Below are 26,921 nucleotides of genomic sequence, written 5' to 3' on the forward strand. Positions count from 1 at the left end.
CCTGCGAACTTGAAGCCGACTCTTGGGGCATAATCTGCGCCGCTACTGGATTGCATCGAGCCAATGGGCTAAAAGATGCTCCGGCGCTGACACATAACTGTGCTGCACTCACCTGAACAACAATAGTCGCTCCCAAAATTTTGGCTGACCGGCGTGTATTCACTGCCGTTTAGGCTTTTGAGAAAACCATTCATGAAGAAGCTGTGTTTGCTGGGCCTGTTCGTCAGCCTGGCCAGTCATCCCGTATTGGCCGCCACGACGCCCGCACCGATAGAGGACAAGGACGCCTTCATCAGCCACCTGATGAAGCAAATGACCCTCGATGAAAAGATTGGCCAATTGCGCCTGATCAGCATCGGCCCGGAAATGCCCCGGGAGATGATCCGCAAGGAGATCGCTGCCGGCAATATCGGCGGCACCTTCAACTCGATCACCCGCGCCGAAAACCGTCCGATGCAGGACGCGGCCATGCGCAGCCGGTTGAAAATCCCGATGTTCTTCGCCTATGACGTGATCCATGGCCACCGCACCATTTTCCCGATTCCGCTGGCCCTGGCCTCGAGCTGGGACATGGACGCCATTGGTCGCTCCGGGCGCATCGCCGCCAAGGAAGCGGCGGCTGACAGCCTCGACATCACCTTCGCGCCGATGGTCGACATCTCCCGCGACCCACGCTGGGGCCGCACCTCCGAAGGCTTCGGCGAAGACACCTACCTGGTTTCGCGGATCGCCGGCGTCATGGTCAAGGCGTTCCAGGGCACCGGGGCAAACGCGGCCGACAGCATCATGGCCAGCGTCAAGCATTTTGCCTTGTACGGCGCGGTCGAGGGCGGTCGCGACTACAACGTCGTCGACATGAGCCCGGTCAAGATGTACCAGGATTATCTGCCGCCATACCGCGCCGCCATCGACGCCGGCGCTGGCGGGGTCATGGTTGCGCTGAACTCGATCAACGGCGTGCCGGCCACCGCCAACACTTGGCTGATGAACGACCTGCTGCGCAAGGAATGGGGCTTCAAGGGCCTGGCGGTCAGCGACCACGGGGCGATCTTCGAGCTGATCAAGCACGGCGTCGCCGCTGACGGGCGCGAAGCCGCGAAGCTGGCGATCAAGGCCGGCATCGACATGAGCATGAACGACACCCTCTATGGCAAGGAATTGCCAGGGCTGCTGAAGGCCGGTGAGATCGAACAGAAAGACATCGACAATGCCGTACGTGAAGTGCTCGCCGCCAAGTACGACATGGGCCTGTTCGAAGACCCGTACCTGCGCATCGGCAAGGCCGAGGATGACCCGGTCGACACCTACGCCGAAAGCCGTCTGCACCGCGCCGAGGCCCGTGATATCGCACGCCGCAGCCTGGTATTGCTGAAAAACCAGGGCGACACCCTGCCGCTGAAGAAAACCGCGAAAATCGCGCTGGTCGGTCCATTGGCCAAGGCGCCGATCGACATGATGGGCAGTTGGGCCGCTGCTGGCCGTCCTGAGCAATCGGTGACCTTGTTCGACGGCATGACCCATGCGCTTGGCGCGCAGTCGACGCTGATCTACGCCCGTGGCGCGAACATCACCAGCGACAAGAAAATCCTCGATTACCTGAACTTCCTCAACTTCGACGCGCCGGAAGTGGTGGATGACCCACGTTCGGCCAATGTGTTGATCGATGAAGCGGTCAAGGCTGCCAAACAAGCGGATGTAGTGGTGGCCGCGGTGGGCGAATCCCGTGGCATGTCCCACGAATCGTCGAGCCGTACCGACCTGAACATTCCGGCCAGCCAGCGCGAGCTGATCAAGGCGTTGAAAGCCACCGGCAAACCGCTGGTATTGGTGTTGATGAACGGCCGGCCGCTGTCGATTCTCGAAGAGAACGAGCAAGCTGACGCGATTCTGGAAACCTGGTTCAGCGGCACCGAAGGCGGAAACGCTATCGCTGATGTGCTGTTCGGCGACTACAACCCCTCGGGCAAACTGCCGATCACTGTCCCGCGCTCGGTGGGTCAGATTCCGACCTATTACAACCACCTGAGCATTGGCCGGCCGTTCACGCCGGGCAAACCGGGCAACTACACCTCGCAGTATTTCGAAGACACCACCGGGCCGCTGTTCCCGTTCGGCTTCGGCCTGAGCTACACCCAGTTCAGCCTGACCGACATGGCCTTGTCCTCAACCACTCTGAACAAGACCGGCAAGCTCGACGCCAGCGTCGTAGTGAAAAACACCGGCAAGCGTGACGGCGAAACCGTGGTGCAGTTGTACATCCAGGACGTGACCGGTTCGATGATCCGCCCGGTCAAGGAACTGAAGAACTTCCAGAAAGTAATGCTCAAGGCCGGCGAACAGAAAGTCGTGCACTTCACCATCACCGAGGATGACCTGAAGTTCTACAACGCCCAGCTCAAGTACGCCGCGGAACCGGGCAAGTTCAACGTGCAGATCGGCCTGGACTCCCAGGACGTGACGCAGCAGAGCTTTGAGTTGTTGTAATACCACTTAAAAGCAAAAGATCGCAGCCTTCGGCAGCTCCTACAGGGTGTACACAAAACCTGTGTAGGAGCTGCCGAAGGCTGCGATCTTTTGATCTTGAAAAGACCTACCCCCGCCGATCCAGCAGATTCACCACCAGCCGATCCACCCATCCCCACACCCTTTGCTTGACCCGCCGCCACAACGGTCGGCGTTTCCATGCCTCGAGGCTGACTTCCTGGCTCAGGGCAAAGTCATTTTCGAAACTCGCCGCCACCGCCAGGGTCAGCCCGGGGTCCAGGGCTTCGAGGTTGGCTTCCAGATTGAAACGCAGATTCCAGTGATCGAAATTGCACGAGCCGATGCTCACCCAGTCATCGATCAACACCATTTTCAGGTGCAGGAAACACGGCTGGTACTCGAAGATTTTCACCCCGGCCCGCAGCAAACGCGGGTAGTAGCGATGCCCGGCGTAGCGCACCGACGGGTGATCGGTGCGTGGCCCGGTCAGCAGCAAACGCACATCGACGCCACGAGCGGCCGCCCGACGCAGTGAGCGGCGGACTTTCCAGGTCGGCAGGAAATACGGCGTGGCCAGCCAGATTCGGCGCTGTCCGCTGTTCAGCGCGCGAGTCAGTGATTGCAGAATATCGCGGTGTTGGCGGGCGTCGGCATAGGCGACCCGGCCCATGCCCTCGCCCATGACTGGCACTCGCGGCAAGCGTGGCAAACCAAAGTGCGCAGTGGGTTTCCAGGCGCGACGATAGCGGTTGGCGATCCATTGGCGGTCGAACAGCAACTGCCAGTCGATGACCAAGGGACCGTTGATTTCCACCATCACTTCGTGCCATTCGCTGGTGTCTTCGCCCGGGGTCCAGAACTCATCGGTGACCCCGGTGCCGCCGACCACCGCCAGGCATTGATCCACCAGCAGCAGCTTGCGGTGATCGCGATAAAAGTTGCCCACCCAACGGCGCCAGCTCAGGCGATTGTAGAAACGCAACTCGACACCGGCGGCCATCAGGCGCTGACGCAAGGTCAGGGTAAAGGCCAGGCTGCCGTAGTCATCGAACAGGCAACGCACCCGCACACCGCGTTCGGCAGCCTGGACCAGTGCCTGAACCATCGCCTCGGCGCAGGCTCCCGCTTCCACCAGATACAGTTCCAGTTCGACTTGTTCTTCGGCACGGGCAATTGCCACCAGCATTCGCGGAAAAAACTGCGGGCCATCAATCAGCAGTTCAAAGCGGTTGCCTTCGCGCCACGGGAAAATTGCGCCGCGCATCTCAGCGCGCCGTGAAAATCAGCACCGCACCCACCGGCACCGACAGACTGATGGCCGACAAACCGGCAACCTTGCGCAAGCTTTCCAGGCCCGGGGCCAGGTCGAAGTCTTCAGCGTTGATCACCAACGGTTCGAGGGTCACCACTTGAAAGCGCCGGTCATCGAGACGGGTCGCCAGCAGTTCGGCGTTGTACTGGTGTTGTTTGCCATGCAGGTTGACGGTCAGCGGCAAGCGCAACTCCAGTTGCGCACCGGGCGCCAGGTCGTTGATCGGCCGCAGATCGATTTGCGTGGTGATCAGTGCTTCAGGAAACGTCTGGATATTGAACAGTTCCTTGCGCATGCGTTCGTCACGCAGCGGAATGCCGCTGTTGACCGACTCCAGCTCGACCTCCACCTGCGCCAGGCCCTTGGGATCGACTTTGCCGTGCAGTACCAGAAAGCGCTGCACTTCGGAAATGTTGGCGTTTTTAGTACTGATGAACGACAGCCGCGAAGACTCGCCATCCAGGTACCAATTGGCCTGGGCCGACACGGTGACACCGGCCAGCAGCAGGGAGGCGAGGGTTTTGCAGACAAAGCGGTTGAACATAGAGACTCATGGGCAGATAAACCTGAGCGAACCTTAACTGGCCTGAGGCAGGTTGCAAACTTTCTGTTGCTCCGACCCAACCTTTGTGGCGAGGGAGCTTGCTCCCGCTGGAGTGCGAAGCGCTCCCAAAATCAGACAATGAGTTCTTCCTGTAAGACCTCGGCCGCTGGCATTACGACTGCTTCGCAGCCGAGCGGGAGCAAGCTCCCTCGCCACAAAAAACTGACCGCTTTCACGGTTGCAGGCGACATCCCTGCCGTTCACCAATCCAAACAGCGCTATGGCTGCGTCCCATACCACCCACCGTCACGCGCTTGTTCGCGGCGTCATCGACGAACCCGCTGGTGGGCAAATACTGCCTCACATAGCCCTGGCAATACTCGGCCGGATTGTTCATCACATAGCGGCACGAGCAGTATTCCTTGGCGGTGTAGGCGCTGATGATGTCCGGGAAGGCCCACAGCGCCACCCGCTCCTGCCAGGCCCAACCGAGCAAGGCGATCAGCAGCACCAGCAACAGCGTGCTGAGCGGTCGACGACGAATAAAGCCGCGGCGGCTCAAGGCTGCACCTTCATGGCAAACGCCTTGAGCGCGAATTTGAGCAATTCGTTGTGCCGATAACTGCCATCGCGATCATCGCCGTAGCGCACGATCACCAGCTTTTCGCTGGGAATCACGTACATCGCCTGGCCCCAATGGCCCAGCGCGGCGAAGGTATCGGCGGGGGCATCGGGCCAAGGTTGGGTCGCGCCCTCCACCGCGCGATTAAGCCACCAGTGACCGCCAGGCACGGCTTCATCCTGGTGGGCTTGATAGCGGGCGAAAGGCTCACGACTGAAGTCGACCCAATCCTTGGGCAGCAATTGCTGCTCACGCCAACGACCGTCGCGCGCCATAAACAGGCCGACCCGCGCCAGGTCCCGGGCGGTGAGGTAGGCATAGGACGATGCGACAAACGTGCCCGTGGCATCCGCTTCCCACACCGCACTGCGAATCCCCAAGGGTTCGAACAGCGCGGTCCAGGGATAATCCGGATAACGGGCCGGGCCGACGATGGTTTTCAGTGCGGCGGACAGCAGGTTGCTGTCGCCACTGGAGTAGCGGAATGCCTGACCGGGTTTGGCGTACTCGTCGTGGTCGGCAGTGAACGCGGCCATGTCGCGGTGTCCACGGGTGTAGAGCATGGCCACCACCGAGGACTTCAATGGGGCGTATTCATAATCTTCCTGCCAGTCCAGGCCCGAGGCCCAGTGCAGCAGGTCGGCCATGGTCATGGCGGGGTGTTTCTCCAGCGCAGGATAGAATTTGCGCACCGGATCCTGGAGTTTGAAAAGCCCTTCGCCATAAGCCACACCGAGCACCGCGCCCATCAGGCTTTTGCTGATCGACCAGGTCAGGTGCGGCGTTTGCGCAGTGGTCGGGCCGGCGTAGCGTTCGTAAATCAGTTGGCCGTCGCGGATCACCAGCAAGGCATCGGTGCGAATGCCTTGGTGAGTGGCATCGTCGCGGGGCGTGAAGGCGTAGTTCTCCAGGGCTTGAAGTGCCGGGCCGGTGATTTTCGGGCCGGGCGCCCATTGCTCGGCCGGCCAGTTTTCGGCCTGGGCTGTGAGGCTGAGCAGCATGAGAACCAGGGACAAACCTTTGAACATGAGGGGCGCTCGGAGGAATGAACCTGCAGAGCCTAGTCGAGATAAATGACAGTCTCACGCTACATCCGGTCCCTGTAGGAGCTGCCGAAGGCTGCGATCTTTTGATCTTGATCTTTTCTGAAGATCAAAAGATCGCAGCCTTCGGCAGCTCCTACAGGGGAAATCAGAATCCCGCCAACGCCTTGGCCAACCGCTTGCCCCGCGCCCCCGCCGCCAAATCCATCACCGCCTGATCGCGCTGCCACATCGCCGCCCATTGTGGCGGGCCATCGGCCAGGGCCTGGTTCACTTCAGCCTTGAGCCCGTCGAACTGCGCAAACAACCCGCCCAGCAACACATGCCCGGCCGGATTGTTCGGCGCCTGGTGGCTGACTTCCGCGCACCCGGCCAGCAGCGCCAGCAAGCGCAGTTGCAAGGTTTGCGGCCAGTCGCTGTCCTGGCCAACGCCGAACAGCCACGCCGTCATGGCGCTCAGCACATAGATGTCTTCCAGGGTGCGGAACGGTTTGACGTACGCATCCCAGCCATCCCCCGCGAGCAATTCACATAACGCGTTATCGAGAAACAACCGGCCGTGGCCAATGTCCGGCATCAGCGGCATCGGCGCGAGTTTTTCCAGACGCACACCCGGTTCGCCGGGGTAAACCACCGCAAGGTTCAAGCGCGGTGCTTCGCCGGGTTCTTCACTGCGAGCGGCGACCAGCAACCAGTCGGCAGCATCGCCGGCGGTGACGAAATCCTTGCGCCCACTCAGGCGCAGATCACGCAGCCGGGTTTGCATGTCCGCCACTCGCAAGCTGCGCTGTTCGGTCGCGCACAACGCGCCCAGGCTCAGCGGCGCGCTCGGCCAGAGCATGCGCAACGCCGCCTGATAACCCACCAAAAACGCCAGCCCCGGTGTCGCCATCAGCCGTCCACCGACCACCGCCAATTCGAACGGCGACACCGCGCCCAATTGTTGCAACAAACTTGCAAAGCCTTCCCCCAGATCAGGGTTGGCGGGCAGGCGACCACGGCGTTTCAACAGGGTTTGCCAGGGCATAAGAGGCTCCTTGTGGGCTGTCATATAAGCATCACCAAAGCTTCATGGCGATGACACCGGGGCTACATAGCCTGACTTTGCACAACACGGCTGCATAAAGAAAGTCGATGGCTGTAACCCAAGACGGGTGGCCAGCCCGTACGGAGACTCACAATGACTCAGATCGCCCGCATCAGCGACACCGGCAATGAACGCCGCCTGCAAGCCGAACGCCTGGTGGGCGCCGAGGCGTTGCAAGAAGCCCAGGCCTTGCGCTTCAACGTATTCAGTGGCGAATTCAACGCCAAGCTGAAAGGCGCGGAGCTGGGTCTGGACATGGATGATTATGATGTTCACTGCGCCCACATCGGCGTGCGTGACTTGAACACCGGGCGCCTGGTGGCGACTACCCGTTTGCTCGATCACACAGCGGCCAGCAGCCTGGGCAAGTTCTACAGCGAAGAAGAATTCCGCCTGCACGGTCTGGTCCATTTGAAAGGCCCGATCCTAGAAATCGGTCGCACCTGCGTCGACCCGGCCTACCGCAACGGCGGCACTATCGCTGTGCTTTGGGGTGAACTGGCCGACGTGCTGAACCAGGGCGGCTACAGCTATTTGATGGGGTGCGCGAGCATTCCGATGCAGGACGGCGGCATCCAGGCCCACGCGATCATGCAGCGCCTGCGCGAACGCTACCTGTGCACCGAACACCTGCGGGCCGAACCGAAGAAGCCACTGCCGACGCTGGATATCCCGTCCAACGTCATCGCCGAAATGCCGCCGCTGCTCAAGGCCTACATGCGCCTGGGCGCTAAAATCTGCGGCGAGCCGTGCTGGGACGAAGACTTCCAGGTGGCCGACGTGTTCATCCTGCTCAAGCGCGACGAGCTCTGCCCGCGCTACGCCAAGCACTTCAAGGCGGCTGTGTAATGAGTCGCTTGCGGGTGTACGCGCGAATTGCGCGAGTGCTTTTGGTGGTGGCGCTGGGTTTGAGCATGGCCAGTGTGTTCGGGTTGTTCGAGCGATTGGGAATTGCCCATTCGATGGTCCGTCGCCAGCGCTGGTCGCGGTTTTTCATGGCACGGCTGAGCAATGCCCTGCCCTTTCGCGTCACCGTCCACGGTGAATTGCCCAAGCAACCGATGCTCTGGGTCAGCAATCACGTGTCCTGGACTGACATTCCGTTGCTGGGCATGCTCACGCCGCTGTCGTTCCTGTCCAAGGCCGAAGTGCGCACCTGGCCGGTGGCGGGTTGGCTGGCAGCCAAGGCCGGCAGCCTGTTCATTCGCCGTGGGTCGGGCGACAGTCAGTTGATCCGCAAACAGATGACCCGTCATCTGGAGCAGGAACATCCGCTGCTGATGTTCCCCGAAGGCACCACCACCGATGGCCGCTCACTGCGTACGTTTCATGGTCGTTTGTTGTCCGCGGCGATCGATTCCGAAGTGGCGCTGCAACCGGTGGCGATTCGTTATCTGCGCAATGGCGAGCTCGATACCCTGGCACCGTTCATTGGCGATGATGATTTGCTCTCGCACCTGATGCGCTTGTTCGCCAATGATCGGGGCGAGGTGGAGATTCATCTGCTCAAGCCGATCGAATGCCAGGACCGGGAACGTGCGGCGCTGGCGTTCGAAGCGCAGCAGGCGGTGCAGAGGGCGTTGTTTGGGGCGATTCCGCAGACACAACAGGAGCCGCTACGCCCTGCGATCGCGGCCTGACACAAATCCCCTGTGGGAGCGGGCTTGCTCGCGAAAGCGGTTTGACAGTCAGCACATGTGTTGAATGTGAAGCAGCCTTCGCGAGCAAGCCCGCTTGTATGGTAGGACTTGAAGGGAGGAGGAGGGACAAAGCCCGATTCTGACTGTTAGCGCAGTACAGATCCGTGGGAGATTTCGCCCCTCCTCCTTTCACCCAAGCGCCGATAAAGAATGCATCTGGCTAGACCGACGATAGGAACAAGCCTGCGCCTCTGGGTGAGCCCTTCAAGTGCTCAAAACCATATCCCGGAGGAAATCCAATGGCAATGCCGGTTCCTGTCACAAAGCCGATCGTGGGCGTGGATGTCGCCAAGAACGAACTGATGATTTATCAAGCCGAGCTTGACCTGCTTGAAGAGATTCCCAACAACAAGGCAGCCATCCAGAAGTGGCTGAAGGCCTTGTCGGGACCCGTCGCTATAGCCATTGAGTCGACCAATATCTATCACCTGGAGTTTGCCGATCTGGCTTACGAGGCCGGTTGCACGATTTACATGGTGGGTGGCTATGAACTCAGCCATTACCGCAAAGGGGTGAATGTCCGCGCCAAAACCGATGCGCTGGATGCCCGACTGCTCGCCCGCTATCTGAAGAATGAAGGTGATGATCTTCATCCTTGGACCCCGCCATCCCCGCTGTACCGCCAGCTCTTGAGCCTTTTCCGCCGCCGGGCGGCCTTGGTTCAGGCACGGGTCGGCCTGGTGCAAAGCTGGGCGAATGAACCGTTGCTGAAGGCGGCGTTTGCAGAGCAAGTGAAATCGATGCAGCAGCTTGAGACGCTGGTCGAGAAGACAATTAACGATCATCTGAAAGAAGCCGGTTTACTCGGCCAGTTGAAGCGTTGCCGGAAAGTTGAAGGGATTGGATTTCTCACCGGTGCCCGCCTGCTCACGGCATTTCAGCGGGGCGACTTCAGAAACGCGGATGCCTTCATCGCCTTTCTGGGAATGGATCTGCGCGTGTCGAAGTCAGGGCAAAAAGACGGTCGCCGGAGCTTGACCAAGCGAGGTGACCCGGAAGCTCGCCGGCTTCTGCACAACGCAGCCATGTCGGCCAGCCGTACGCCAGCATGGAAAGGCTTTTACGAAGAGCAAAGAGCTCGCGGATTCAGCACCACTCAGGCGCTGGTGATACTGGCTCGCAAGCTGGCTCGGGTCGTATTCGCCCTGCTGAAAGGACAGAGCGAATATCAACCCAAAGCCGGTTGAGGGCTTCCCCTCAACCATAGAATCTCCCACATTAGATTCGCGGTGTCGCAGCGAATGCCTGCAACTCGGGATAGAACAACCGGAAATCCTCGCTCAACGGTTCATACAATCGTCGTAATTCCTGCATCGCCCCGGCCAACTCCTCCGGCCGGGTCAACCGGCGCGAAATCCCGCGCAGCACCTGCTCCAGCACTTCGAATTCCTGATATGAACCCAGCCAATCATTGGCCACCATGTGCGGCGCAATCTTCGCCAGGCGCTCCGGCAATTGGGACTCGGTGGACAGTACCCTGTACACGTCCGAAGTGAACTGCTCCAGTGGCTGATCCGAGTAAAGCACCCAGTCCCGCGCCAGGCAGTGGTCGAAAAACACATCGAGCACGATCCCGGCGTAACGCCGGCGCGTGAGGGAAAACCGCGACAGGGCGATGTCCACCCGCGGATGGCGATCGGTAAACACGTCGATGCTGCGATGCAACTGGATGGCCGCTTCGATCTCCGGATCGAACTGCCCTTGCAGCCTTCCTTTGACGAAATCGCCATACAGACTGCCGAGCAGTTGACCGGGGCGCTGGCCACCGAGGTGCAGATGTGCGAGATAGTTCATGCGCGCAGCTTAACACTGCGCCATCCATATCGTTATAACCCGATATACCGATTTATGCGGTCATCAGACGAAAATCATATTGGTATATCGCGAAGTACCGATTTAAAGTTCGCCTCATCGCGATATAGCGTTTTACTCATCACGAGCCCAAACCATGACCATCGACCTCGACGAAATAATAAAAGCGCTGGCACACCCAGTACGCCGAGACATCCTCATCTGGCTGAAAGACCCCAAGGTCCAGTTCCCGGAACAACTCCACAACCATGAGTACGGCATTTGCGCCGGACAGATCGATCAACGCTGCGGCCTGTCGCAGTCGACCGTGTCCGCCCATTTGGCGACCTTGCAACGGGCGGGACTGATCAGCAGCCAGAAAGCCGGTCAATGGCACTTCTTCAAACGCAACGAGGACGTGATTCAGGCGTTCCTCGACGCCATCGACAAGGAGCTCCGCGCTCCGACAAGGAACTGACAATGCCCCTCTCGCTACTCATTCTGGCCTTGAGCGCCTTCGCCATCGGCACCACCGAGTTCGTCATCATGGGCCTGTTGCCCGAGGTGGCGGCCGACCTGGGTGTGTCGATCCCCGGCGCCGGCTGGCTGGTGACCGGTTATGCCTTGGGCGTGGCCATTGGTGCACCGTTCATGGCACTGGCCACCGCCAGACTGCCGCGCAAGGCCGCTTTGGTAGCGTTGATGGGCATCTTCATCATCGGCAACCTGCTCTGCGCCCTGGCCAGTGACTACAACGTTTTGATGTTTGCCCGTGTGGTCACCGCGCTGTGCCATGGTGCTTTCTTCGGCATCGGTTCGGTGGTGGCGGCCGGTCTGGTGCCAGCCAACAAACGTGCATCGGCCGTGGCCCTGATGTTCACCGGCCTGACGCTGGCCAACGTGCTCGGCGTGCCGCTGGGCACTGCGCTCGGTCAGGAAGCCGGCTGGCGTTCGACCTTCTGGGCGGTGACCGTGATCGGTGTGATTGCACTGATCGGCCTGATCCGCTTCCTGCCGGCCAAACGCGATGAAGAGAAACTCGACATGCGCGCCGAACTGCGTGCCCTCAAGGGCGCCGGTATCTGGCTGTCGTTGAGCATGACCGCATTGTTCGCCGCTTCGGTCTTCACCTTGTTCACCTATGTCGCCCCGCTGTTGGGCGAGGTCACCGGAGTCTCGCCACGCGGCGTGACCTGGACCTTGATGCTCATCGGCCTGGGCCTGACGGTCGGCAACATCATCGGCGGCAAGCTGGCAGACAAAAGCCTGGCCGCGACGCTGATCGGGGTGTTCGTCGCCATGGCGGTCGTATCCACCGTGTTGACCTGGACCAGCATTGCCCTGATCCCGACCGAAATCACCCTGTTCCTCTGGGCCACCGCGTGCTTCGCCGCCGTGCCTGCCCTGCAAGTGAACGTCGTGACCTACGGCAAGGCGGCACCGAATCTGGTGTCGACCCTCAACATCGGCGCTTTCAACGTCGGCAACGCGCTCGGTGCCTGGGTCGGCGGCAGCGTCATCGCCCATGGCTTCGGTCTCACCCGCGTGCCGCTCGCGGCAGCCGCATTGGCGGTACTCGCACTGCTGGTGACCTTGATCACTTTCCGTCAGAGCGGCAATGCCGAGCTGGCCCCTGTTACTCACTGATCTTTAACGAGGGTTGTATTAAATGACGACTATTTTCGATCCGATCAAACTGGGCGACCTCGAGTTGGCCAACCGCATCATCATGGCACCGCTGACTCGCTGCCGCGCCGATGAAGGCCGTGTGCCAAACGCGCTGATGGCCGAGTACTACGTACAACGCGCCTCTGCCGGCCTGATCCTCAGCGAAGCGACTTCAGTGACGCCAATCGGCGTGGGCTACCCGGACACTCCCGGTATCTGGTCCAACGACCAGGTGCGCGGCTGGAGTAACGTGACCAAAGCCATCCACGGCGCGGGCGGCAAAATCTTCCTGCAACTGTGGCACGTGGGCCGGATTTCCCACCCCTTGTACCTGAACGGCGAAGCACCGGTTGCGCCGAGTGCCATCCAGCCTAAGGGTCATGTCAGCCTGGTGCGTCCATTGGCCGACTTCCCGACCCCGCGCGCCTTGGAAACCGCTGAAATCGCCGACATCATCGACGCTTACCGCGTCGGTGCAGAGAACGCCAAGGCTGCCGGTTTCGATGGTGTGGAAATCCACGGCGCCAACGGTTACCTGCTCGACCAGTTCCTGCAAAGCAGCACCAACCAGCGCACCGACAACTACGGTGGTTCCCTGGAAAACCGTGCGCGCCTGTTGCTGGAAGTCACCGATGCCGCCATTGAAATCTGGGGCGCAGGCCGCGTGGGTGTGCACCTGTCGCCGCGTGCCGATCTGCATGACATGGGCGACGACAACCTGTCCGAGACCTTCACTTATGTCGCTCGCGAACTGGGCAAGCGTGGCATCGCCTTCATTTGCTCGCGCGAAAAAGAAGCCGGCGACAGCCTCGGCCCACAACTGAAGGAAGCCTTCGGCGGCCCGTACATCGCCAACGAACGCTTCACCAAGGACAGCGCCAACGAGTGGCTGGCCAGTGGCAAGGCTGACGCAGTGGCCTTCGGGGTACCGTTCATTGCTAACCCGGACCTGCCGGCGCGTTTGAAGGCCGATGCGCCGTTGAATGAAGCACGTCCGGAACTGTTCTACGCGAAGGGTCCGGTCGGTTACATCGACTACCCGGTGCTGTAAACATCTGCCGTTGAAATGCAAAAGCCCCGACTCGAAAAGTCGGGGCTTTTGCGTATGGAGGATCAAAAGATCGCAGCCTTCGGCAGCTCCTACAGGTGTATGCCATTTGAATGCAGGAGCTGCCGAAGGCTGCGATCCTGTCAGCGCTTGCGCTGCCCCCAGGCAACCGCAAGACCGCTGAGGCAAATCACCGTGATCCCGATCACACCGAAGCTGTCCGGGGTATGGTCGAAGATCAAATACCCGTATATCCCGGCAAACAGAATCTGCCCGTAACTGAACGGTGCCAACATCGCCGGCGCTGCATGGCGGAAGGCCTGGGTCAACAACATGTGACCGAGCATGCCGCAAGTGCCCAGCCCGATCATGAACAGGCCGTGCAGCCATGTTGGCGTGCTCCAGAAAAACGGCAACAACGCAGTCATGATCAGGCTGTTGAGAATACCGGTCAGAAAGTTGCTGGTGGTCGGGCTGTCGATACCGCTGAGCAGGCGGGTGAGCAACTGATAGAAGCCAAAACACAGCGCCGAACACAGCGGCAGCAGAATCGCCGGGGTGAACAGCGCACCACCAGGCCGCACGACGATCAGCACGCCAACAAATCCACCCAGCACCGCCAGCCATTGGTTACGTGTCACCCGCTCATGCAGCAATGGCACCGAGAGCGCCGTCACTAATAGCGGTGCAAGGAAGTTAACGGCCGTGGCTTCGGCCAAAGGGATGTAACGCAGGCCGGTGGTAAAAAACAGACTGGTGCCGATCAGGCACAGGGCCCGCAGCAACTGCAACCCGGGCCGTTTGGTGCGCACCACCGCTGAAAAACCAGTGCGCGGCACGAAAATCACCAGCATCAACAAGGTGTGCACCACGTAGCGTGCCCACACTACCATCACAATCGGGTAAAACCCGGACAGGTATTTGGACAACGTGTCGTGACTGGCGAATAACAACACCGCCAGGCAAATTAGTGCGATGCCCTTGATCGGCTGCTCGGCGCCCTTGTAGCCCGGGTTGTTACCATTCATTCACAGACTCGACACAAAATTCCTACAAAATACGTAGCTCGCTACCTATCAAGTTAGCGAACGTACCTATATAAAAGCACCCGATTACAAAAAGGCGAATGAAGCGAAGATCTTCTCGCTTCACCCTTGACATAAATGGATCCAATTACGCATTTTGTTTCATTTGCGCAGGCTGGGACTCAAGCGCAGCATATCCAACCCTGTATCGACACAGCGCTCGGCTTCGGTGTGCAGTTGAAAGCTGTCGGGAGCCAATAGCCACTGATACAGAATGCCATCGACGTACGCATGCAGGCTGATGGCCGCGCGAGCAGTGTCGAGATTTTCCGGCAACTGCCCGCGATTCACCGCATTACTCAGGGCCAGAGCGATTCGCACATTGCAATCGAGACTGACCGTTCGGCGCTGCTGGCGCAGGTCGCACATTTCATCAGTGAATTCGCACTTATGAAACAGAATCTCATTGATGCGTCGGGTTTTCGGGTCCAGCGCAACTTGATGGAACAGATGAATCAACAGCTTGCGCATACAGCCCAGCGGATCGAGTTCATCTTCGCTTTCACTGGCCTTGGCCATTTCATCCAGCGGCTCATGCAAGGTATCGAGCATCGCCTGCACCAGATCCGCCTTGTTACTGAAATGCCAGTAGATGGCCCCGCGAGTCACGCCGGCCAGGGTAGCGATATCCGCCAGTGTCGTGCGGGCCACGCCTCGCTCGTAAAAGGCTTTTTCTGCCGCTTCGAGTATCTGGCTTCGGGTTTCTTGAGCTTCCTCTTTGGTACGACGGACCATGGCAGTAAAACCTCAATCAGGGGTGCTTCAGCGAAATCTGAATATCAGCTGAAGAAAAGTGGGGCGAGCGCTCGCGAACCTTTGGATGGCTTTTGTAACCGTATGGATACATCGCCAAGACCTTTACAAACAACCATGAACGTAAGTATATTCCTTAGCAAGCTACTTATCCACCCGGCAAAAATTTTTTAACCTTCCACATTTCTTGTGCGCCATGTGCGCGCCTGACCCGAGGATCTTCATGCAATTCAAGCCAGCTGTTACCGCTCTGGTTACTGCCGTCGCCCTGGCATCGCTGCTCAGCGGATGTAAAAAGGAAGAGGCGGCACCTGCCGCACCAACCCCTCAGGTCGGCGTCGTAACCCTGCAACCTCAAGCCTTCACCCTGACGTCCGAACTTCCGGGGCGCACCAGCGCGTTCCGCATCGCCGAAGTTCGCCCACAGGTCAACGGCATCATTCTCAAGCGACTGTTCAAGGAAGGCGGCGACGTCAAGGCCGGTCAACAGCTTTATCAGATCGACCCATCGGTCTATGACGCGACCCTGAAAAGCGCCGAAGCCAACCTGCGTTCGACCAAGTCGATCTCCGACCGCTACAAGCAACTGGTCGACGAACAGGCTGTCAGCCGTCAGGAATACGACACCGCGCTGGCCAACCGCCTGCAATCGGAAGCGTCCCTGCAAAGCGCCCAGATCAACGTGCGCTACACCAAGGTTTACGCACCGATCTCCGGTCGCATCGGCCGTTCGTCGGTGACTGAAGGTGCGCTGGTCAGCAATGGCCAGACCGACGCCATGGCCGTTATCCAGCAACTGGACCCGATCTATGTCGACGTCACCCAATCTTCGGTGGAGCTGCTTGAGCTGCGTCGCGAACTGGAAAGCGGTCGTCTGCAGAAGGCTGGCGATAATGCCGCCGCGGTCAAGCTGACGCTCGAAGACGGCAGCCAGTACCCGCTGGACGGCAAACTCGAGTTCTCCGAAGTGTCGGTTGACCAGACCACTGGCTCCGTGACCCTGCGTGCCGTGTTCCCGAACCCTGATCACACCCTGCTGCCGGGCATGTTCGTTCACGCGAAGTTGCAGGCTGGTGTGGACAGCGCGGCGATCCTGGCCCCGCAACAAGGCGTGACCCGCGACCTCAAAGGCTCTCCGACCGCGCTGGTCGTCGGTCCGGACAACAAGGTCGAACTGCGTCAGCTCAAGGCCAGCCGAACCGTCGGTAACCAATGGCTGATTGAAGACGGGCTGAAGGCAGGCGATCGCGTGATCACCGAAGGGCTGCAATTCGTCAGACCTGGCGTTGAAGTGAAAGCCACTGAAGCCACTAACGTTGCCGCAAAGAGCCCAGCCACCGCACAGGCAGCTAATACTGCTACCGGCGGCAAAGGGGAGTAAACCATGTCGAAATTTTTTATCGACCGTCCGATTTTCGCCTGGGTAATTGCCCTGGTGATTATGCTGGTCGGGGCTCTATCGATTCTCAAACTGCCGATCAATCAATACCCGAGCATTGCGCCTCCAGCTATTGCAATCTCGGTGACCTACCCGGGCGCATCCGCACAAACCGTGCAGGACACCGTGGTGCAAGTGATCGAGCAACAGCTCAACGGTATCGATAACCTGCGTTATGTCTCGTCGGAAAGTAACTCCGACGGCAACATGACCATTACCGCGACCTTCGAGCAGGGCACCAACTCCGATACCGCGCAGGTTCAGGTCCAGAACAAGCTGAACCTGGCCACCCCGCTGCTGCCGCAAGAAGTGCAGCAACAGGGCATCCGCGTGACCAAGTCAGTGAAAAACTTCCTGATGGTCATCGGCGTGGTGTCGCGCGACGGCAGCATGACCAAGGACGACCTGTCCAACTACATCGTGTCGAACATGCAGGACCCGATCTCGCGCACCGCCGGTGTCGGTGACTTCCAGGTCTTCGGTGCCCAGTACGCAATGCGGATCTGGCTGGACCCGGCCAAGCTGAACAACTTCAACCTGACCCCGGTAGACGTGAAAACCGCCATCGCGGCGCAGAACGTCCAGGTCTCGTCCGGTCAACTCGGCGGCTTGCCTGCCCTGCCCGACCAGCAACTGAACGCGACGATCATCGGTAAGACCCGTCTGCAGACTGCCGAGCAGTTCAAGGCGATTCTGTTGAAGGTCAACAAGGACGGCTCGCAAGTACGTGTCGGCGACGTTGCGGAAGTCGGTCTGGGTGGCGAAAACTACTCGATCAGCGCCCAGTTCAACGGCGCCCCGGCTTCCGGTCTGGCGGTGAAACTGGCCAACGGCGCCAACGCCCTCGACACCGCAAAAGCCCTGCGCAATACCATTGACACCCTCAAGCCGTTCTTCCCGGAAGGGATGGAAGTGGTGTTCCCGTACGACACCACCCCGGTGGTGACCGAGTCGATCAAGGGCGTGGTTGAAACCCTGGTCGAAGCGATCGTGCTGGTGTTCCTGGTGATGTTCCTGTTTCTGCAAAACTTCCGCGCCACCGTCATCACCACGATGACCGTGCCGGTGGTATTGCTGGGTACGTTCGGGATCCTCGCGGCGTTCGGCTTCAGCATCAACACCCTGACCATGTTCGGTATGGTGTTGGCCATCGGCTTGCTGGTGGACGATGCCATCGTCGTGGTGGAAAACGTCGAACGGGTCATGAGCGAAGAAGGCCTGTCACCCAAGGAGGCCACCAAGAAATCCATGGGGCAGATCCAGGGTGCCCTGGTCGGTATCGCCCTGGTGCTGTCGGCGGTACTGCTGCCGATGGCGTTCTTCAGTGGTTCTACCGGTGTGATCTACAAGCAGTTCTCGATCACCATCGTTTCGGCCATGGCCTTGTCGGTATTGGTGGCGTTGATCTTCACCCCGGCGCTTTGCGCAACCATGCTCAAGGCGATACCGAAAGGTGAGCACGGCACGCCGAAACGCGGCTTCTTCGGCTGGTTCAACCGCAGCTTCGACCGTGGCGTCAAAAGCTACGAGCGCGGCGTGGGCAATATACTCACGCACAAGGCTCCCTACCTGCTGGCGTACCTGATCATTGTGGTCGGCATGATCTGGCTGTTCACCCGTATTCCAACAGCGTTCCTGCCGGAAGAAGACCAAGGCGTACTGTTTGCTCAAGTGCAGACACCGGCCGGTTCCACCTCCCAGCGTACGCAAGTGGTCGTGGACGAAATGCGCGAATTCCTGCTGCGTCCGAGCTCGGAGGGCGGTGAAGGCGATGCAGTTGCCTCGGTGTTTACCGTGACCGGCTTCAACTTCGCCGGCCGTGGTCAGAGTTCGGGTATGGCGTTCATCATGCTCAAACCATGGGAAGAACGTAACGCCGACAACAGCGTGTTCAAACTCGCGGCCCGTGCCCAGCAGCACTTCTTTACCTTCCGTGATGCCATGGTGTTTGCCTTCGCCCCGCCGGCGGTACTGGAACTGGGTAACGCCACCGGTTTCGACGTGTTCCTTCAGGACCGCGCCGGTATCGGTCACGAAAAACTGATGGAGGCACGTAACCAGTTCCTCGGCATGGCAGCGCAAAGCAAAGTCCTGTCGCAAGTCCGTCCTAACGGCCTGAACGACGAGCCGCAATACCAGCTGGAAATCGACGATGAGAAGGCCAGCGCCCTGGGCGTGACCCTCACCGACATCAACAACACCCTGTCGATTGCCCTGGGCAGTAGCTATGTGAACGACTTCATCGACCGCGGTCGAGTGAAGAAGGTTTACATCCAGGGCCTGCCTGGTGCTCGCATGAGCCCTGAGGACCTGAAGAAGTGGTACGTGCGCAACAGCGCCGGCACCATGGTTCCGTTCTCGTCGTTCGCCAAGGGTGAGTGGATCTACGGTTCGCCGAAACTGGCCCGTTATAACGGCGTGGAAGCGATGGAAATCCTCGGTGCCCCGGCGCCAGGTTATTCCACCGGTGAGGCGATGGCCGAAGTCGAAGCCCTGGCCAAGAAACTGCCGGCCGGTGTCGGTATTTCCTGGACGGGCCTGTCGTACGAGGAACGTCTGTCCGGCTCGCAAGCGCCAGCGTTGTACGCCTTGTCGCTGCTGATGGTGTTCCTGTGTCTGGCGGCGCTGTATGAAAGCTGGTCGATCCCGATCGCGGTGATGCTGGTGGTACCGCTGGGGATTATCGGTGCGCTGATGGCCACCAGCATGCGTGGCCTGTCCAACGACGTGTACTTCCAGGTGGGGCTGTTGACCACGATCGGTCTGGCAGCGAAAAACGCCATTCTGATCGTCGAGTTCGCCAAGGAACTGCATGAGCAAGGACGTAGCCTGCGCGATGCGGCGATCGAAGCCTGCCGGATGCGCCTGCGACCGATCATCATGACCTCGCTCGCGTTCGTGCTCGGTGTGGTTCCGCTGGCCATTTCCACGGGCGCAGGTTCGGGTAGCCAGCATGCGATCGGTACCGGTGTGATTGGCGGTATGATCACTGCCACTGTGCTGGCGATCTTCTGGGTCCCCTTGTTCTTTGTCACCGTGTCGTCCATGGGCCAGCGCAAAGTCGCCGACCAGGATGACGCCATTGAACCATCTAAAGAGGCTGGCTAATGAGCAAGTCGCTACTCTCCATCGCAGTCGCCGCCTTCGTGCTGAGCGGCTGCTCGCTGATACCCGATTATCAGCAGCCTGAAGCTCCGGTGGCGGGCCAATACCCGCAAGGCCCGGCGTATTCGCCGGCCCAGGCGCCTAACCAGGCCGCTGCCGAACAAGGCTGGAAGCAGTTTTTCCACGACCCGGCGCTGCAACAGCTGATTCAGACCGCGCTAGAGAACAACCGTGACCTGCGCGTCGCTGCGCTGAACATCGACGCTTATGCGGCTCAATACCGCATTCAGCGTGCCGATCTGTTCCCGGCCGTTTCGGCCAACGGTAGCGGCAGCCGTCAGCGAGTTCCGGAGCGGGCCTCGCAGACCGGCGAAGCGAACATCAGCAGTTCCTACTCCGCCACCGTCGGCATCAGCGCCTATGAACTCGACCTGTTCGGTCGGGTTCGCAGCCTGAGCGAAGAAGCCCTGCAGAAATACTTCGCCACTGAAGAAGCACGCCGCAGCACGCAGATCAGTCTGGTGGCCAGTGTGGCCAATGCCTACCTGACCTGGCAGGCTGACAAAGAGCTGTTGAAACTGACCCAGGAAACCCTCGGCGCTTACGAGGAGAGTTACAAGCTCACCTCGCGCAGCAACGAAGTGGGTGTCGCTTCGGCGCTGGATCTGGCCCAGTCGCGTACCTCGGTGGAAAACGCCCGTGCGCAACTGGCCAAATACACCCGTCAGGTCGCCCAGGATGAAAACAGCCTGGTGCTGCTGCTCGGCACCGGTATTCCGGCCAATCTGCAAGCGGCCAAGCCACTGTCGGACGACGTGCTGAGCGAAGTGCCGGCCGGCCTGCCATCGGACTTGCTGCAACGTCGTCCAGACATCCTTCAGGCCGAGTACAACCTCAAGGCTGCCAACGCCAACATCGGCGCGGCACGGGCTGCGTTCTTCCCGAGCATCAGCCTCACCGCCAATGCCGGCTCCCTGAGCCCGGACCTGTCCGGTCTGTTCAAGGGCGGTTCGGGCACCTGGTTGTTCCAGCCGCAGATCAACTTGCCGATCTTCAACGCCGGCTCCCTGCGCGCCAGTCTGGATTACTCGAAAATCCAGAAAGACATCGGCGTGGCCAACTACGAGAAGTCCATTCAAACGGCCTTCCAGGAAGTTGCCGATGGCCTGGCCGCACGCCAGACCTACACCGAGCAGTTGCAGGCTCAGCGTGATTTCGTCAGCGCCAACCAGGACTACTACCGTCTGGCCGAGCGTCGCTACCGCATCGGTGTCGACAGCAACCTGACCTTCCTCGATGCCCAGCGCCAGCTGTTCAGTGCCCAACAAGCGCTGATCACCGACCGTCTGGCGCAGCTGACCAGTGCGGTCAATCTGTACAAGGCGTTGGGTGGTGGCTGGAATGAACAGACGGCGAAGCATGAGCCGTTGAAAGAAGAAGCGCCGAAGATGAAATTGTTCTGATAGCGCCGTAAAAACACGAAGCCCACCGATTGGTGGGCTTTTTGTTGGCGGCGGGAAAAGCCAGATCAAAAGATCGCAGCCTTCGGCAGCTCCTACGAAGGTGCGATTTTATGTAGGAGCTGCCGAAGGCTGCGATCTTTTGATCTTTTGCCGTTCGATAATCGCCCAGAACCCGCCCTCGCCGATTGAACCGTTTAGTCCCTTTCCCTCACCATCTGTCGCACAAAACCAATAACAACAGGTTCGACACCATGTCCTCGCGCCCTGCCCTGTCCGGTTGACTTCGTCCTCGCTTTTCTGAATTCGACATCTTATGTCTGCAACCCAAACGTTGCGGCACCGCCCCGTTTCATCCCCAAGAATTAGAGAGACCCGAGCCCATGACCCCTTCCACCGCGCAGTATTTCTTTCCCAGCCTGATCGCCATCGCATTGGCCACTGCGGCTCTGCCCGCCATGGCCGAGGAAGCCGGTTTTGTCGAAGGCGCCAAGGTCAACCTGAACCTGCGCAATTTCTACATCAACCGTAACTTCACCAACCCGACCAAAAGCCAGGGCAAGGCTGAAGAGTGGACGCAAAGTTTCATCCTCGACGCCAAGTCCGGGTTCACCCAGGGCACCGTCGGGTTTGGCATGGACGTGCTGGGTTTGTACTCGGTCAAGCTCGACGGCGGCAAAGGCACCGGCGGTACGCAGTTGTTGCCGCTGGATCACGATGGTCGCCCGGCGGACAACTTCGGTCGCACCAACGTGGCGCTCAAGGCCAAGCTGTCCCAGACCGAAGTGAAGGTCGGCGAATGGATGCCGGTGCTGCCGATCCTGCGTTCCGACGACGGTCGCTCGCTGCCGCAAACTTTCCGTGGCGGCCAGATCACCTCGAAGGAAATTGACGGCCTGACCCTCTACGGCGGCCAGTTCCGCGCCAACAGCCCGCGCGATGACAGCAGCATGAATGACATGTCGATGACCGGCAAAACGGCATTCACTTCAGACCGCTTCAACTTCCAGGGCGGGGAATATGCCTTCAACGGCAAACGCACTCAGATCGGCCTGTGGAACGCTGAACTCAAGGACATCTACAGCCAGCAATACGTCAACCTGATCCACACCCAACCGCTGGGCGACTGGACGCTGGGCGCCAATCTCGGGTTCTTCTACGGCAAGGATGATGGCAGCGCCCGGGCCGGCGAGCTGGACAACAAGACGTGGTCGGGCCTGTTCTCGGCCAAATATGGCGGCAACACCTTCTACATCGGCCTGCAAAAACTGAGCGGTGACAGCGCCTGGATGCGGGTCAACGGCACCAGCGGCGGCACGTTGGCCAACGACAGCTACAACGCCAGCTATGACAACGCGAAGGAAAGATCCTGGCAATTGCGCCACGACTACAACTTCGCCGCCCTCGGCGTGCCGGGCCTGACCTTGATGAACCGCTACATCAGCGGCGACAACGTACACACCGCAACCACCAGCGACGGCAAGGAATGGGGCCGCGAAAGCGAACTGGCCTATACCGTGCAGAGCGGCACGCTCAAAGACCTCAACGTCAAATGGCGCAATTCCACCATCCGCCGCGACTTCAGCAACAACGAGTTCGACGAAAACCGGTTGATCGTCAGCTATCCGATCAGCTTGCTGTAAACACAGACCAAATGTGGGAGCGGGCTTGCTCGCGAAAGCGGTGCATCAGCTTGCATCAATGCTGAATGTTAAACCGCTTTCGCGAGCAAGCCTGCTCCCACAGGTGGGTGGTGGACAGTTACTCCCGCGATTCAACCCCCAACTCATCCCACACCGACTCGGCCAGGTGGAAGGTCGCGTTGGCCGCCGGGATGCCGCAGTAGATCGCGCTCTGCATGATCACTTCCTTGATCTCGCCGCGGGTGACGCCATTGTTGGCGGCGGCGCGCAGGTGCAGTTTGAGTTCTTCGTTGCGGTTCATGCCGATCAGCATCGCGAGGGTGATCAGGCTGCGGGTATGGCGCGGCAGGCCCGGGCGGGTCCAGATGTCGCCCCAAGCGTGGCGGGTGATCATCTCCTGGAACTCCGAGTTGAATTCGGTCAGCGCATTCAGGCTGCGATCGACATGGGCGTCGCCCAGTACTGCGCGGCGAACGTTCAGGCCCTCGTCGTAACGTTGTTTCTCGTCCACAACAATCCCCTCAATGAGCTGACAAAAATGCCAGAACCCGGTCGCTGAACGCAGCGCTGGCCTGGACGTTGGACAGGTGTGCGGCGTAGAACTCGGCGTACTCGGCACCTTGCACATGTTCCTGAATGAAATGCCCGCCGGACGGTGGCGTCACCGCGTCTTCAGTGCCGGCGATCACCAGCAGCGGCACCTTGATCGAAGACAACTGATCGCGGAAATCGGCATCACGTACCGCCGCGCAATTGGCCGCGTAACCTTCAGGCGAAGTTGCCGCGAGCATGTCGGTAATCCGCTTAACCGCTGCCGGATTGGCCTCGGCAAAATCCGCAGTGAACCAGCGCGCAATCGACGCATCGCGCAGGGCAACCATCGCCGCCGAGCCGTCACGCAGCACGGTTTCGATCCGTTGATTCCACACCGATGGGTCGCCGATTTTCGCCGCGGTGTTGCACACGATCAGTTTGTTCAAACGCTGACCGGCATTGATCCCCAGCCATTGGCCGATCAACCCGCCCATGGACAGCCCACAGAAATGCGCGCGGTCGATGTGCAGCGCGTCCAGCAGCGCCAGTACGTCGCGGCCCAGTTGCTCGATGCTGTACGGCCCCGGCGTCACCAACGACTGGCCGTGACCACGGGTATCAAAGCGCAACACCCGAAAATGCTCGGTGAACGCAGGGATTTGCGCGTCCCACATGTGCAGGTCGGTGCCCAGCGAGTTGGACAGCACCAACACCGGCGCATCCGCCGGTCCATCGAGTTGCGGCCCTTGAATTTGGTAGTGCAGTTCGCCCTCGGCGAGTTGTACGAATGCCACGGCAGTCTCCTTCAAGCTATCAACGCAAAATGTTCAGCCACCGCTCGCTCGACCCAGGTATGGGCCTGACCGAGGTAATGGGCGGGGTTCAGCAGATGATCGAGTTCGGCGTCCGACAGCTCGGCAGTCACCTGCGGCTCGTCACCGAGCACCGCGCGCAGATGACGTTGCTCGGCCACTGCGCGTTTGCAGCACTGCTCCAACAGATGGTGCGCAGTGTCGCGGCCGACCCGTTGCGCCAGCACGATGCTCACGGCTTCGGCCAGCACCAGGCCCTGGGTCAGATCGAGGTTGCGCGTCATGCGGTCGGCGTCCACTTCCAGTCCATCGGCCACCAATAGCGCTTGTTGCAGGCTGCCTGACACCAAACAGCAAATCTCCGGCAGGGTTTCCCATTCGGCATGCCACAGGCCCAGGCTGCGTTCGTGCTCCTGCGGCATCGCGCTAAACAAGGTCGAGAGCAAACCCGGCACCCGCGTCGCCGCGCCGATCAGCACCGCCGCACCCACCGGGTTGCGTTTGTGCGGCATGGTCGAGGAACCGCCCTTGCCCGGCGCCGACGGTTCGAACACTTCGCCGGCCTCGGTCTGCATCAACAGGCTGATGTCACGACCGAGTTTGCCGAGGCTGCCGGCGATCAGTCCGAGCACCGCGCCAAACTCCACCAGACGATCGCGCTGGGTGTGCCAGGGTTGTTCCGGCAAGGTCAGTTGCAGTTCTGCGGCCAAGGCTTCGGCAATCGGCATTGCCTGCTCGCCGAGGGCCGCGAGGGTGCCGCAGGCACCACCGAATTGCAGCACCAACAGGCGCGGTTTGAGTTCCAGCAGACGCTGACGGCTGCGCGTCACCGCCCCCAGCCAACCGGCGATTTTCATGCCGAGGGTGACCGGTGTCGCATGCTGCAGCCAGGTGCGCCCGGCCAGCGGCGTGGCGACGTAACGCCAAGCCTGGGTCGCGAGGGTTTCCCCCAGGAGCGCCAGATCAGCTTCGATCAATTCCAGCGCGCGGCGCAGTTGCAGCACCAGGCCGGTGTCCATTACATCCTGGCTGGTCGCGCCCAGATGCACGTAACGCTCGGCTTCGGCATCGTTCTTGGCGATCTGCTCGCCCAACGCCTTGACCAGAGGAATCGCCGAATTGCCCGCCGTGGCAATCGCCTCACCCAGCGCGGCGAAGTCGTAATGTTCGGCCCGACATGCCGCGTCGATAGACGCAACAGCCGTCTGCGGAATCAGCCCAACCCGCGCCTCGGCCCGGGCCAGTGCCGCTTCGAAATCAAGCATGGCCTGAACCCGGCCCTGATCGCAGAACACCTCACGCATGTCGCGTGCCGTGAAGTAGGCATCGAACAATTGATTGCCCGGTCGCTGGTTCATAAACAGTCCTTGCAAGCGTGGGGCCGGTCAGGCCGACGCGTAGAAATCAAAGGTCGTTGTGCAGGCGCCAAAAGATCGCAGGAGACGCCAGCGCCTACAGGAACCATACCCCTTCCCGGTAGGAGCTGCCGAAGGCTGCGATCTTTTGATCTTGATTTCAATAATCGAAGAACACCGTCTCGGCATCCGTCCCCTGCAAAATCACATTCCACTGATAAACACCCGCAGCATCCCGCTTCGCCAGCAAGGTGCTACGGCGTTCGGCTGGCACGCACTCCAGCAACGGGTCCGCCACGTTGGCCGGTTCGCCATCAAAGTAAATCCGCGTCAGCAAGTGCTTCACCAACCCGCGAGCAAACACCAGCACCACCAAATGCGGCGCCTGGGTCGTGCCCTTCAGGCCTTCCACTGTGCCCGGTTTGATCGTGGTAAATCGAAAGCGCCCTTCTGCATCCACCGGCACCCGGCCAAACCCTTCGAAATTCGGGTCCAGGGGTTTGTCTTGGTCGTCTTCGGGATGGTCGTACTTGCCGGCGGCGTTGGCCTGCCAGACTTCGAGCATCGCGTCGTTGACGAAGTCGCCGTTGCCATCGACGACTTGCCCGGTGATCGCCACGCGCTCGCCGAGGGTTTGTGCAACGGTCAGGTCTTCACGGTTCAGCCAGGTCAGGCCGATGTGGTAATACGGCCCGACGGTGTGGGACGTGGTCGCGTTCAGCGTCATCTTATTTCTCCATCGGCGTGGCTTCGCGGCCGCGCAAGACGATGTCCCAGCGATAACCGAGGGCATAGGAAGGGATGGTTTTTTCCAGGTCGAAGCGGGCGATCAGGCGCTCTTTGGCACTCGTATCCGGCACGCAGTTGTAGATCGGGTCGTAAGCCAGCAACGGGTCGCCCGGGAAATACATCTGGGTCACCAGCCGCGTGAGAATACTCGGCCCGAACAGTGAGAAATGGATGTGCGCCGGGCGCCAGGCGTTGTGATGGTTACCCCACGGATAGGCGCCTGGCTTGATGGTCTGGAACTGATACCAGCCATCGGCGTCGGTCACGGTACGGCCGGTGCCGGTGAAGTTAGGGTCCAGCGGCGCGTCGTGCAGGTCACGCGCATGGTTGTAGCGACCGGCGGCGTTGGCCTGCCAGATCTCTACCAAAATGCCCGGCACCGGCAGACCGTTTTCATCCAGCACACGGCCGTGAATGATGATTCGTTCACCCAATGGTTCGCCCGAGTGCTGGGCAGTCAGGTCATTGTCCTGCTCCTGGATGCGCTCGGCGCCGATGGTCGGCCCGGTGATTTCCGACAGTGAATGAGGCAAAAACACCAACGGCTTGGAGGGCGAGCGAAGGTTGGTGGATTGATAAGGAGGGTGCAGGTATTCCGGCTGAGTGCCCGCCTGCGGGCGACGGTAACCAGGCTTGTCAGTCATTACG

24 protein-coding genes are annotated in these 26,921 nt (G+C 60.2%); 11 read left to right on the forward strand and 13 right to left on the reverse strand.

The window, feature by feature from the left end; translation table 11 throughout:
- The first annotated feature begins 192 nt into the window (after positions 1 to 192).
- The gene (gene bglX, locus ABH909_RS25970) at positions 193 to 2,484 is read left to right on the forward strand and encodes a beta-glucosidase BglX (protein ID WP_429438600.1); all 2,292 of its coding nucleotides are present in this window, start codon (positions 193 to 195) and stop codon (positions 2,482 to 2,484) included.
- Positions 2,485 to 2,590: 106 nt separating this feature from the next.
- Here the strand turns inward: bglX and ABH909_RS25975 are convergent, their stop codons facing one another.
- The 5 genes from ABH909_RS25975 to ABH909_RS25995 form a co-directional block, all read right to left on the reverse strand.
- Positions 2,591 to 3,748, reverse strand: coding sequence for a phospholipase D-like domain-containing protein (locus ABH909_RS25975; RefSeq protein WP_429438603.1), 1,158 nt, complete (start codon positions 3,746 to 3,748; stop codon positions 2,591 to 2,593).
- A 1-nt stretch (position 3,749) separates the two neighbouring features.
- Positions 3,750 to 4,340 (reverse strand): YceI family protein, encoded by a 591-nt coding sequence (locus ABH909_RS25980; RefSeq protein WP_429438605.1) that lies wholly within the window; start codon positions 4,338 to 4,340, stop codon positions 3,750 to 3,752.
- Between the two features lie 232 nt (positions 4,341 to 4,572).
- Positions 4,573 to 4,902 carry an amidase gene (locus ABH909_RS25985; RefSeq protein ID WP_429438608.1) on the reverse strand — a complete coding sequence of 110 codons (330 nt, stop codon included), beginning with the start codon at positions 4,900 to 4,902 and terminating at the stop codon, positions 4,573 to 4,575.
- Entirely contained in the window at positions 4,899 to 5,990 is a 1,092-nt protein-coding gene (locus ABH909_RS25990; RefSeq protein ID WP_429438610.1) for a serine hydrolase domain-containing protein, read from the reverse strand. The genes ABH909_RS25985 and ABH909_RS25990 overlap by 4 nt, the downstream gene beginning before the upstream one ends.
- A gap of 163 nt (positions 5,991 to 6,153) precedes the next feature.
- On the reverse strand, positions 6,154 to 7,032 hold the full coding sequence (locus tag ABH909_RS25995) for an acyl-CoA dehydrogenase (RefSeq protein ID WP_429438612.1): 879 nt from the start codon (positions 7,030 to 7,032) through the stop codon (positions 6,154 to 6,156).
- Positions 7,033 to 7,185: 153 nt separating this feature from the next.
- Between ABH909_RS25995 and olsB the strand changes: the two genes are divergently transcribed.
- The 3 genes from olsB (at position 7,186) to ABH909_RS26010 (ending at position 9,979) form a co-directional block, all read left to right on the forward strand.
- A complete protein-coding gene (gene olsB / locus ABH909_RS26000; RefSeq protein WP_429438615.1) occupies positions 7,186 to 7,941 on the forward strand; it encodes an L-ornithine N(alpha)-acyltransferase in 756 nt (251 codons plus the stop codon).
- Complete coding sequence (locus tag ABH909_RS26005; protein ID WP_429438618.1) at positions 7,941 to 8,732, forward strand: lysophospholipid acyltransferase family protein; 792 nt, start codon at positions 7,941 to 7,943, stop codon at positions 8,730 to 8,732. The genes olsB and ABH909_RS26005 overlap by 1 nt, the downstream gene beginning before the upstream one ends.
- 299 nt (positions 8,733 to 9,031) lie before the next feature.
- The gene (locus tag ABH909_RS26010) at positions 9,032 to 9,979 is read left to right on the forward strand and encodes an IS110 family transposase (RefSeq protein ID WP_429438621.1); all 948 of its coding nucleotides are present in this window, start codon (positions 9,032 to 9,034) and stop codon (positions 9,977 to 9,979) included.
- Between the two features lie 31 nt (positions 9,980 to 10,010).
- On the opposite strand, the gene ABH909_RS26015 is transcribed toward ABH909_RS26010, so the two are convergent.
- Positions 10,011 to 10,586, reverse strand: coding sequence for an ACP phosphodiesterase (locus ABH909_RS26015; RefSeq protein ID WP_429438624.1), 576 nt, complete (start codon positions 10,584 to 10,586; stop codon positions 10,011 to 10,013).
- A gap of 154 nt (positions 10,587 to 10,740) precedes the next feature.
- Between ABH909_RS26015 and ABH909_RS26020 the strand changes: the two genes are divergently transcribed.
- From ABH909_RS26020 to ABH909_RS26030, 3 genes are read left to right on the forward strand one after another with little or no spacing between them, the layout of a single operon-like run.
- A complete protein-coding gene (locus tag ABH909_RS26020) occupies positions 10,741 to 11,061 on the forward strand; it encodes an ArsR/SmtB family transcription factor (protein ID WP_007903797.1) in 321 nt (106 codons plus the stop codon).
- Positions 11,062 to 11,063: 2 nt separating this feature from the next.
- Positions 11,064 to 12,230 (forward strand): MFS transporter, encoded by a 1,167-nt coding sequence (locus ABH909_RS26025; RefSeq protein ID WP_429438627.1) that lies wholly within the window; start codon positions 11,064 to 11,066, stop codon positions 12,228 to 12,230.
- A gap of 22 nt (positions 12,231 to 12,252) precedes the next feature.
- A complete protein-coding gene (locus ABH909_RS26030) occupies positions 12,253 to 13,302 on the forward strand; it encodes an alkene reductase (RefSeq protein ID WP_192344313.1) in 1,050 nt (349 codons plus the stop codon).
- Between the two features lie 140 nt (positions 13,303 to 13,442).
- Here ABH909_RS26030 and ABH909_RS26035 read toward each other — a convergent pair whose 3' ends face one another.
- Both ABH909_RS26035 and emhR read right to left on the reverse strand, forming a co-directional pair.
- Positions 13,443 to 14,327 carry a DMT family transporter gene (locus tag ABH909_RS26035; protein WP_429438630.1) on the reverse strand — a complete coding sequence of 295 codons (885 nt, stop codon included), beginning with the start codon at positions 14,325 to 14,327 and terminating at the stop codon, positions 13,443 to 13,445.
- A gap of 159 nt (positions 14,328 to 14,486) precedes the next feature.
- Positions 14,487 to 15,119: an efflux system transcriptional repressor EmhR gene (emhR, locus tag ABH909_RS26040; protein WP_429438633.1), complete on the reverse strand. Its 633-nt coding sequence runs from the start codon at positions 15,117 to 15,119 to the stop codon at positions 14,487 to 14,489.
- A 241-nt stretch (positions 15,120 to 15,360) separates the two neighbouring features.
- Between emhR and emhA the strand changes: the two genes are divergently transcribed.
- From emhA to ABH909_RS26060, 4 genes are all read left to right on the forward strand, one after another.
- Positions 15,361 to 16,518: an efflux RND transporter periplasmic adaptor subunit EmhA gene (emhA, locus tag ABH909_RS26045; RefSeq protein WP_429438635.1), complete on the forward strand. Its 1,158-nt coding sequence runs from the start codon at positions 15,361 to 15,363 to the stop codon at positions 16,516 to 16,518.
- Positions 16,519 to 16,521: 3 nt separating this feature from the next.
- Complete coding sequence (gene emhB / locus ABH909_RS26050) at positions 16,522 to 19,683, forward strand: efflux RND transporter permease subunit EmhB (RefSeq protein WP_429438638.1); 3,162 nt, start codon at positions 16,522 to 16,524, stop codon at positions 19,681 to 19,683.
- Complete coding sequence (gene emhC / locus ABH909_RS26055) at positions 19,683 to 21,143, forward strand: efflux RND transporter outer membrane subunit EmhC (protein ID WP_429438641.1); 1,461 nt, start codon at positions 19,683 to 19,685, stop codon at positions 21,141 to 21,143. Before emhB ends, emhC begins: the two co-directional genes overlap by 1 nt.
- Positions 21,144 to 21,523: 380 nt before the next feature.
- The gene (locus ABH909_RS26060) at positions 21,524 to 22,783 is read left to right on the forward strand and encodes an OprD family porin (protein WP_429438644.1); all 1,260 of its coding nucleotides are present in this window, start codon (positions 21,524 to 21,526) and stop codon (positions 22,781 to 22,783) included.
- Between the two features lie 118 nt (positions 22,784 to 22,901).
- Here the strand turns inward: ABH909_RS26060 and pcaC are convergent, their stop codons facing one another.
- The 5 genes from pcaC to pcaH all read right to left on the reverse strand — a co-directional run bounded on the left by pcaC (position 22,902) and on the right by pcaH (position 26,917).
- Positions 22,902 to 23,294 carry a 4-carboxymuconolactone decarboxylase gene (pcaC, locus tag ABH909_RS26065; RefSeq protein WP_017336845.1) on the reverse strand — a complete coding sequence of 131 codons (393 nt, stop codon included), beginning with the start codon at positions 23,292 to 23,294 and terminating at the stop codon, positions 22,902 to 22,904.
- A gap of 10 nt (positions 23,295 to 23,304) precedes the next feature.
- A complete protein-coding gene (gene pcaD, locus ABH909_RS26070; protein ID WP_429438647.1) occupies positions 23,305 to 24,111 on the reverse strand; it encodes a 3-oxoadipate enol-lactonase in 807 nt (268 codons plus the stop codon).
- Between the two features lie 11 nt (positions 24,112 to 24,122).
- Complete coding sequence (locus ABH909_RS26075; RefSeq protein WP_429438650.1) at positions 24,123 to 25,487, reverse strand: 3-carboxy-cis,cis-muconate cycloisomerase; 1,365 nt, start codon at positions 25,485 to 25,487, stop codon at positions 24,123 to 24,125.
- A gap of 157 nt (positions 25,488 to 25,644) precedes the next feature.
- Positions 25,645 to 26,211 (reverse strand): protocatechuate 3,4-dioxygenase subunit alpha, encoded by a 567-nt coding sequence (gene pcaG / locus ABH909_RS26080; RefSeq protein ID WP_429438653.1) that lies wholly within the window; start codon positions 26,209 to 26,211, stop codon positions 25,645 to 25,647.
- A 1-nt stretch (position 26,212) separates the two neighbouring features.
- On the reverse strand, positions 26,213 to 26,917 hold the full coding sequence (gene pcaH, locus ABH909_RS26085; protein WP_095632375.1) for a protocatechuate 3,4-dioxygenase subunit beta: 705 nt from the start codon (positions 26,915 to 26,917) through the stop codon (positions 26,213 to 26,215).
- Positions 26,918 to 26,921 lie beyond the last annotated feature (4 nt).

Source organism: Pseudomonas sp. BS3782 TE3695 (assembly GCF_050435305.1).
Lineage (GTDB): Bacteria > Pseudomonadota > Gammaproteobacteria > Pseudomonadales > Pseudomonadaceae > Aquipseudomonas.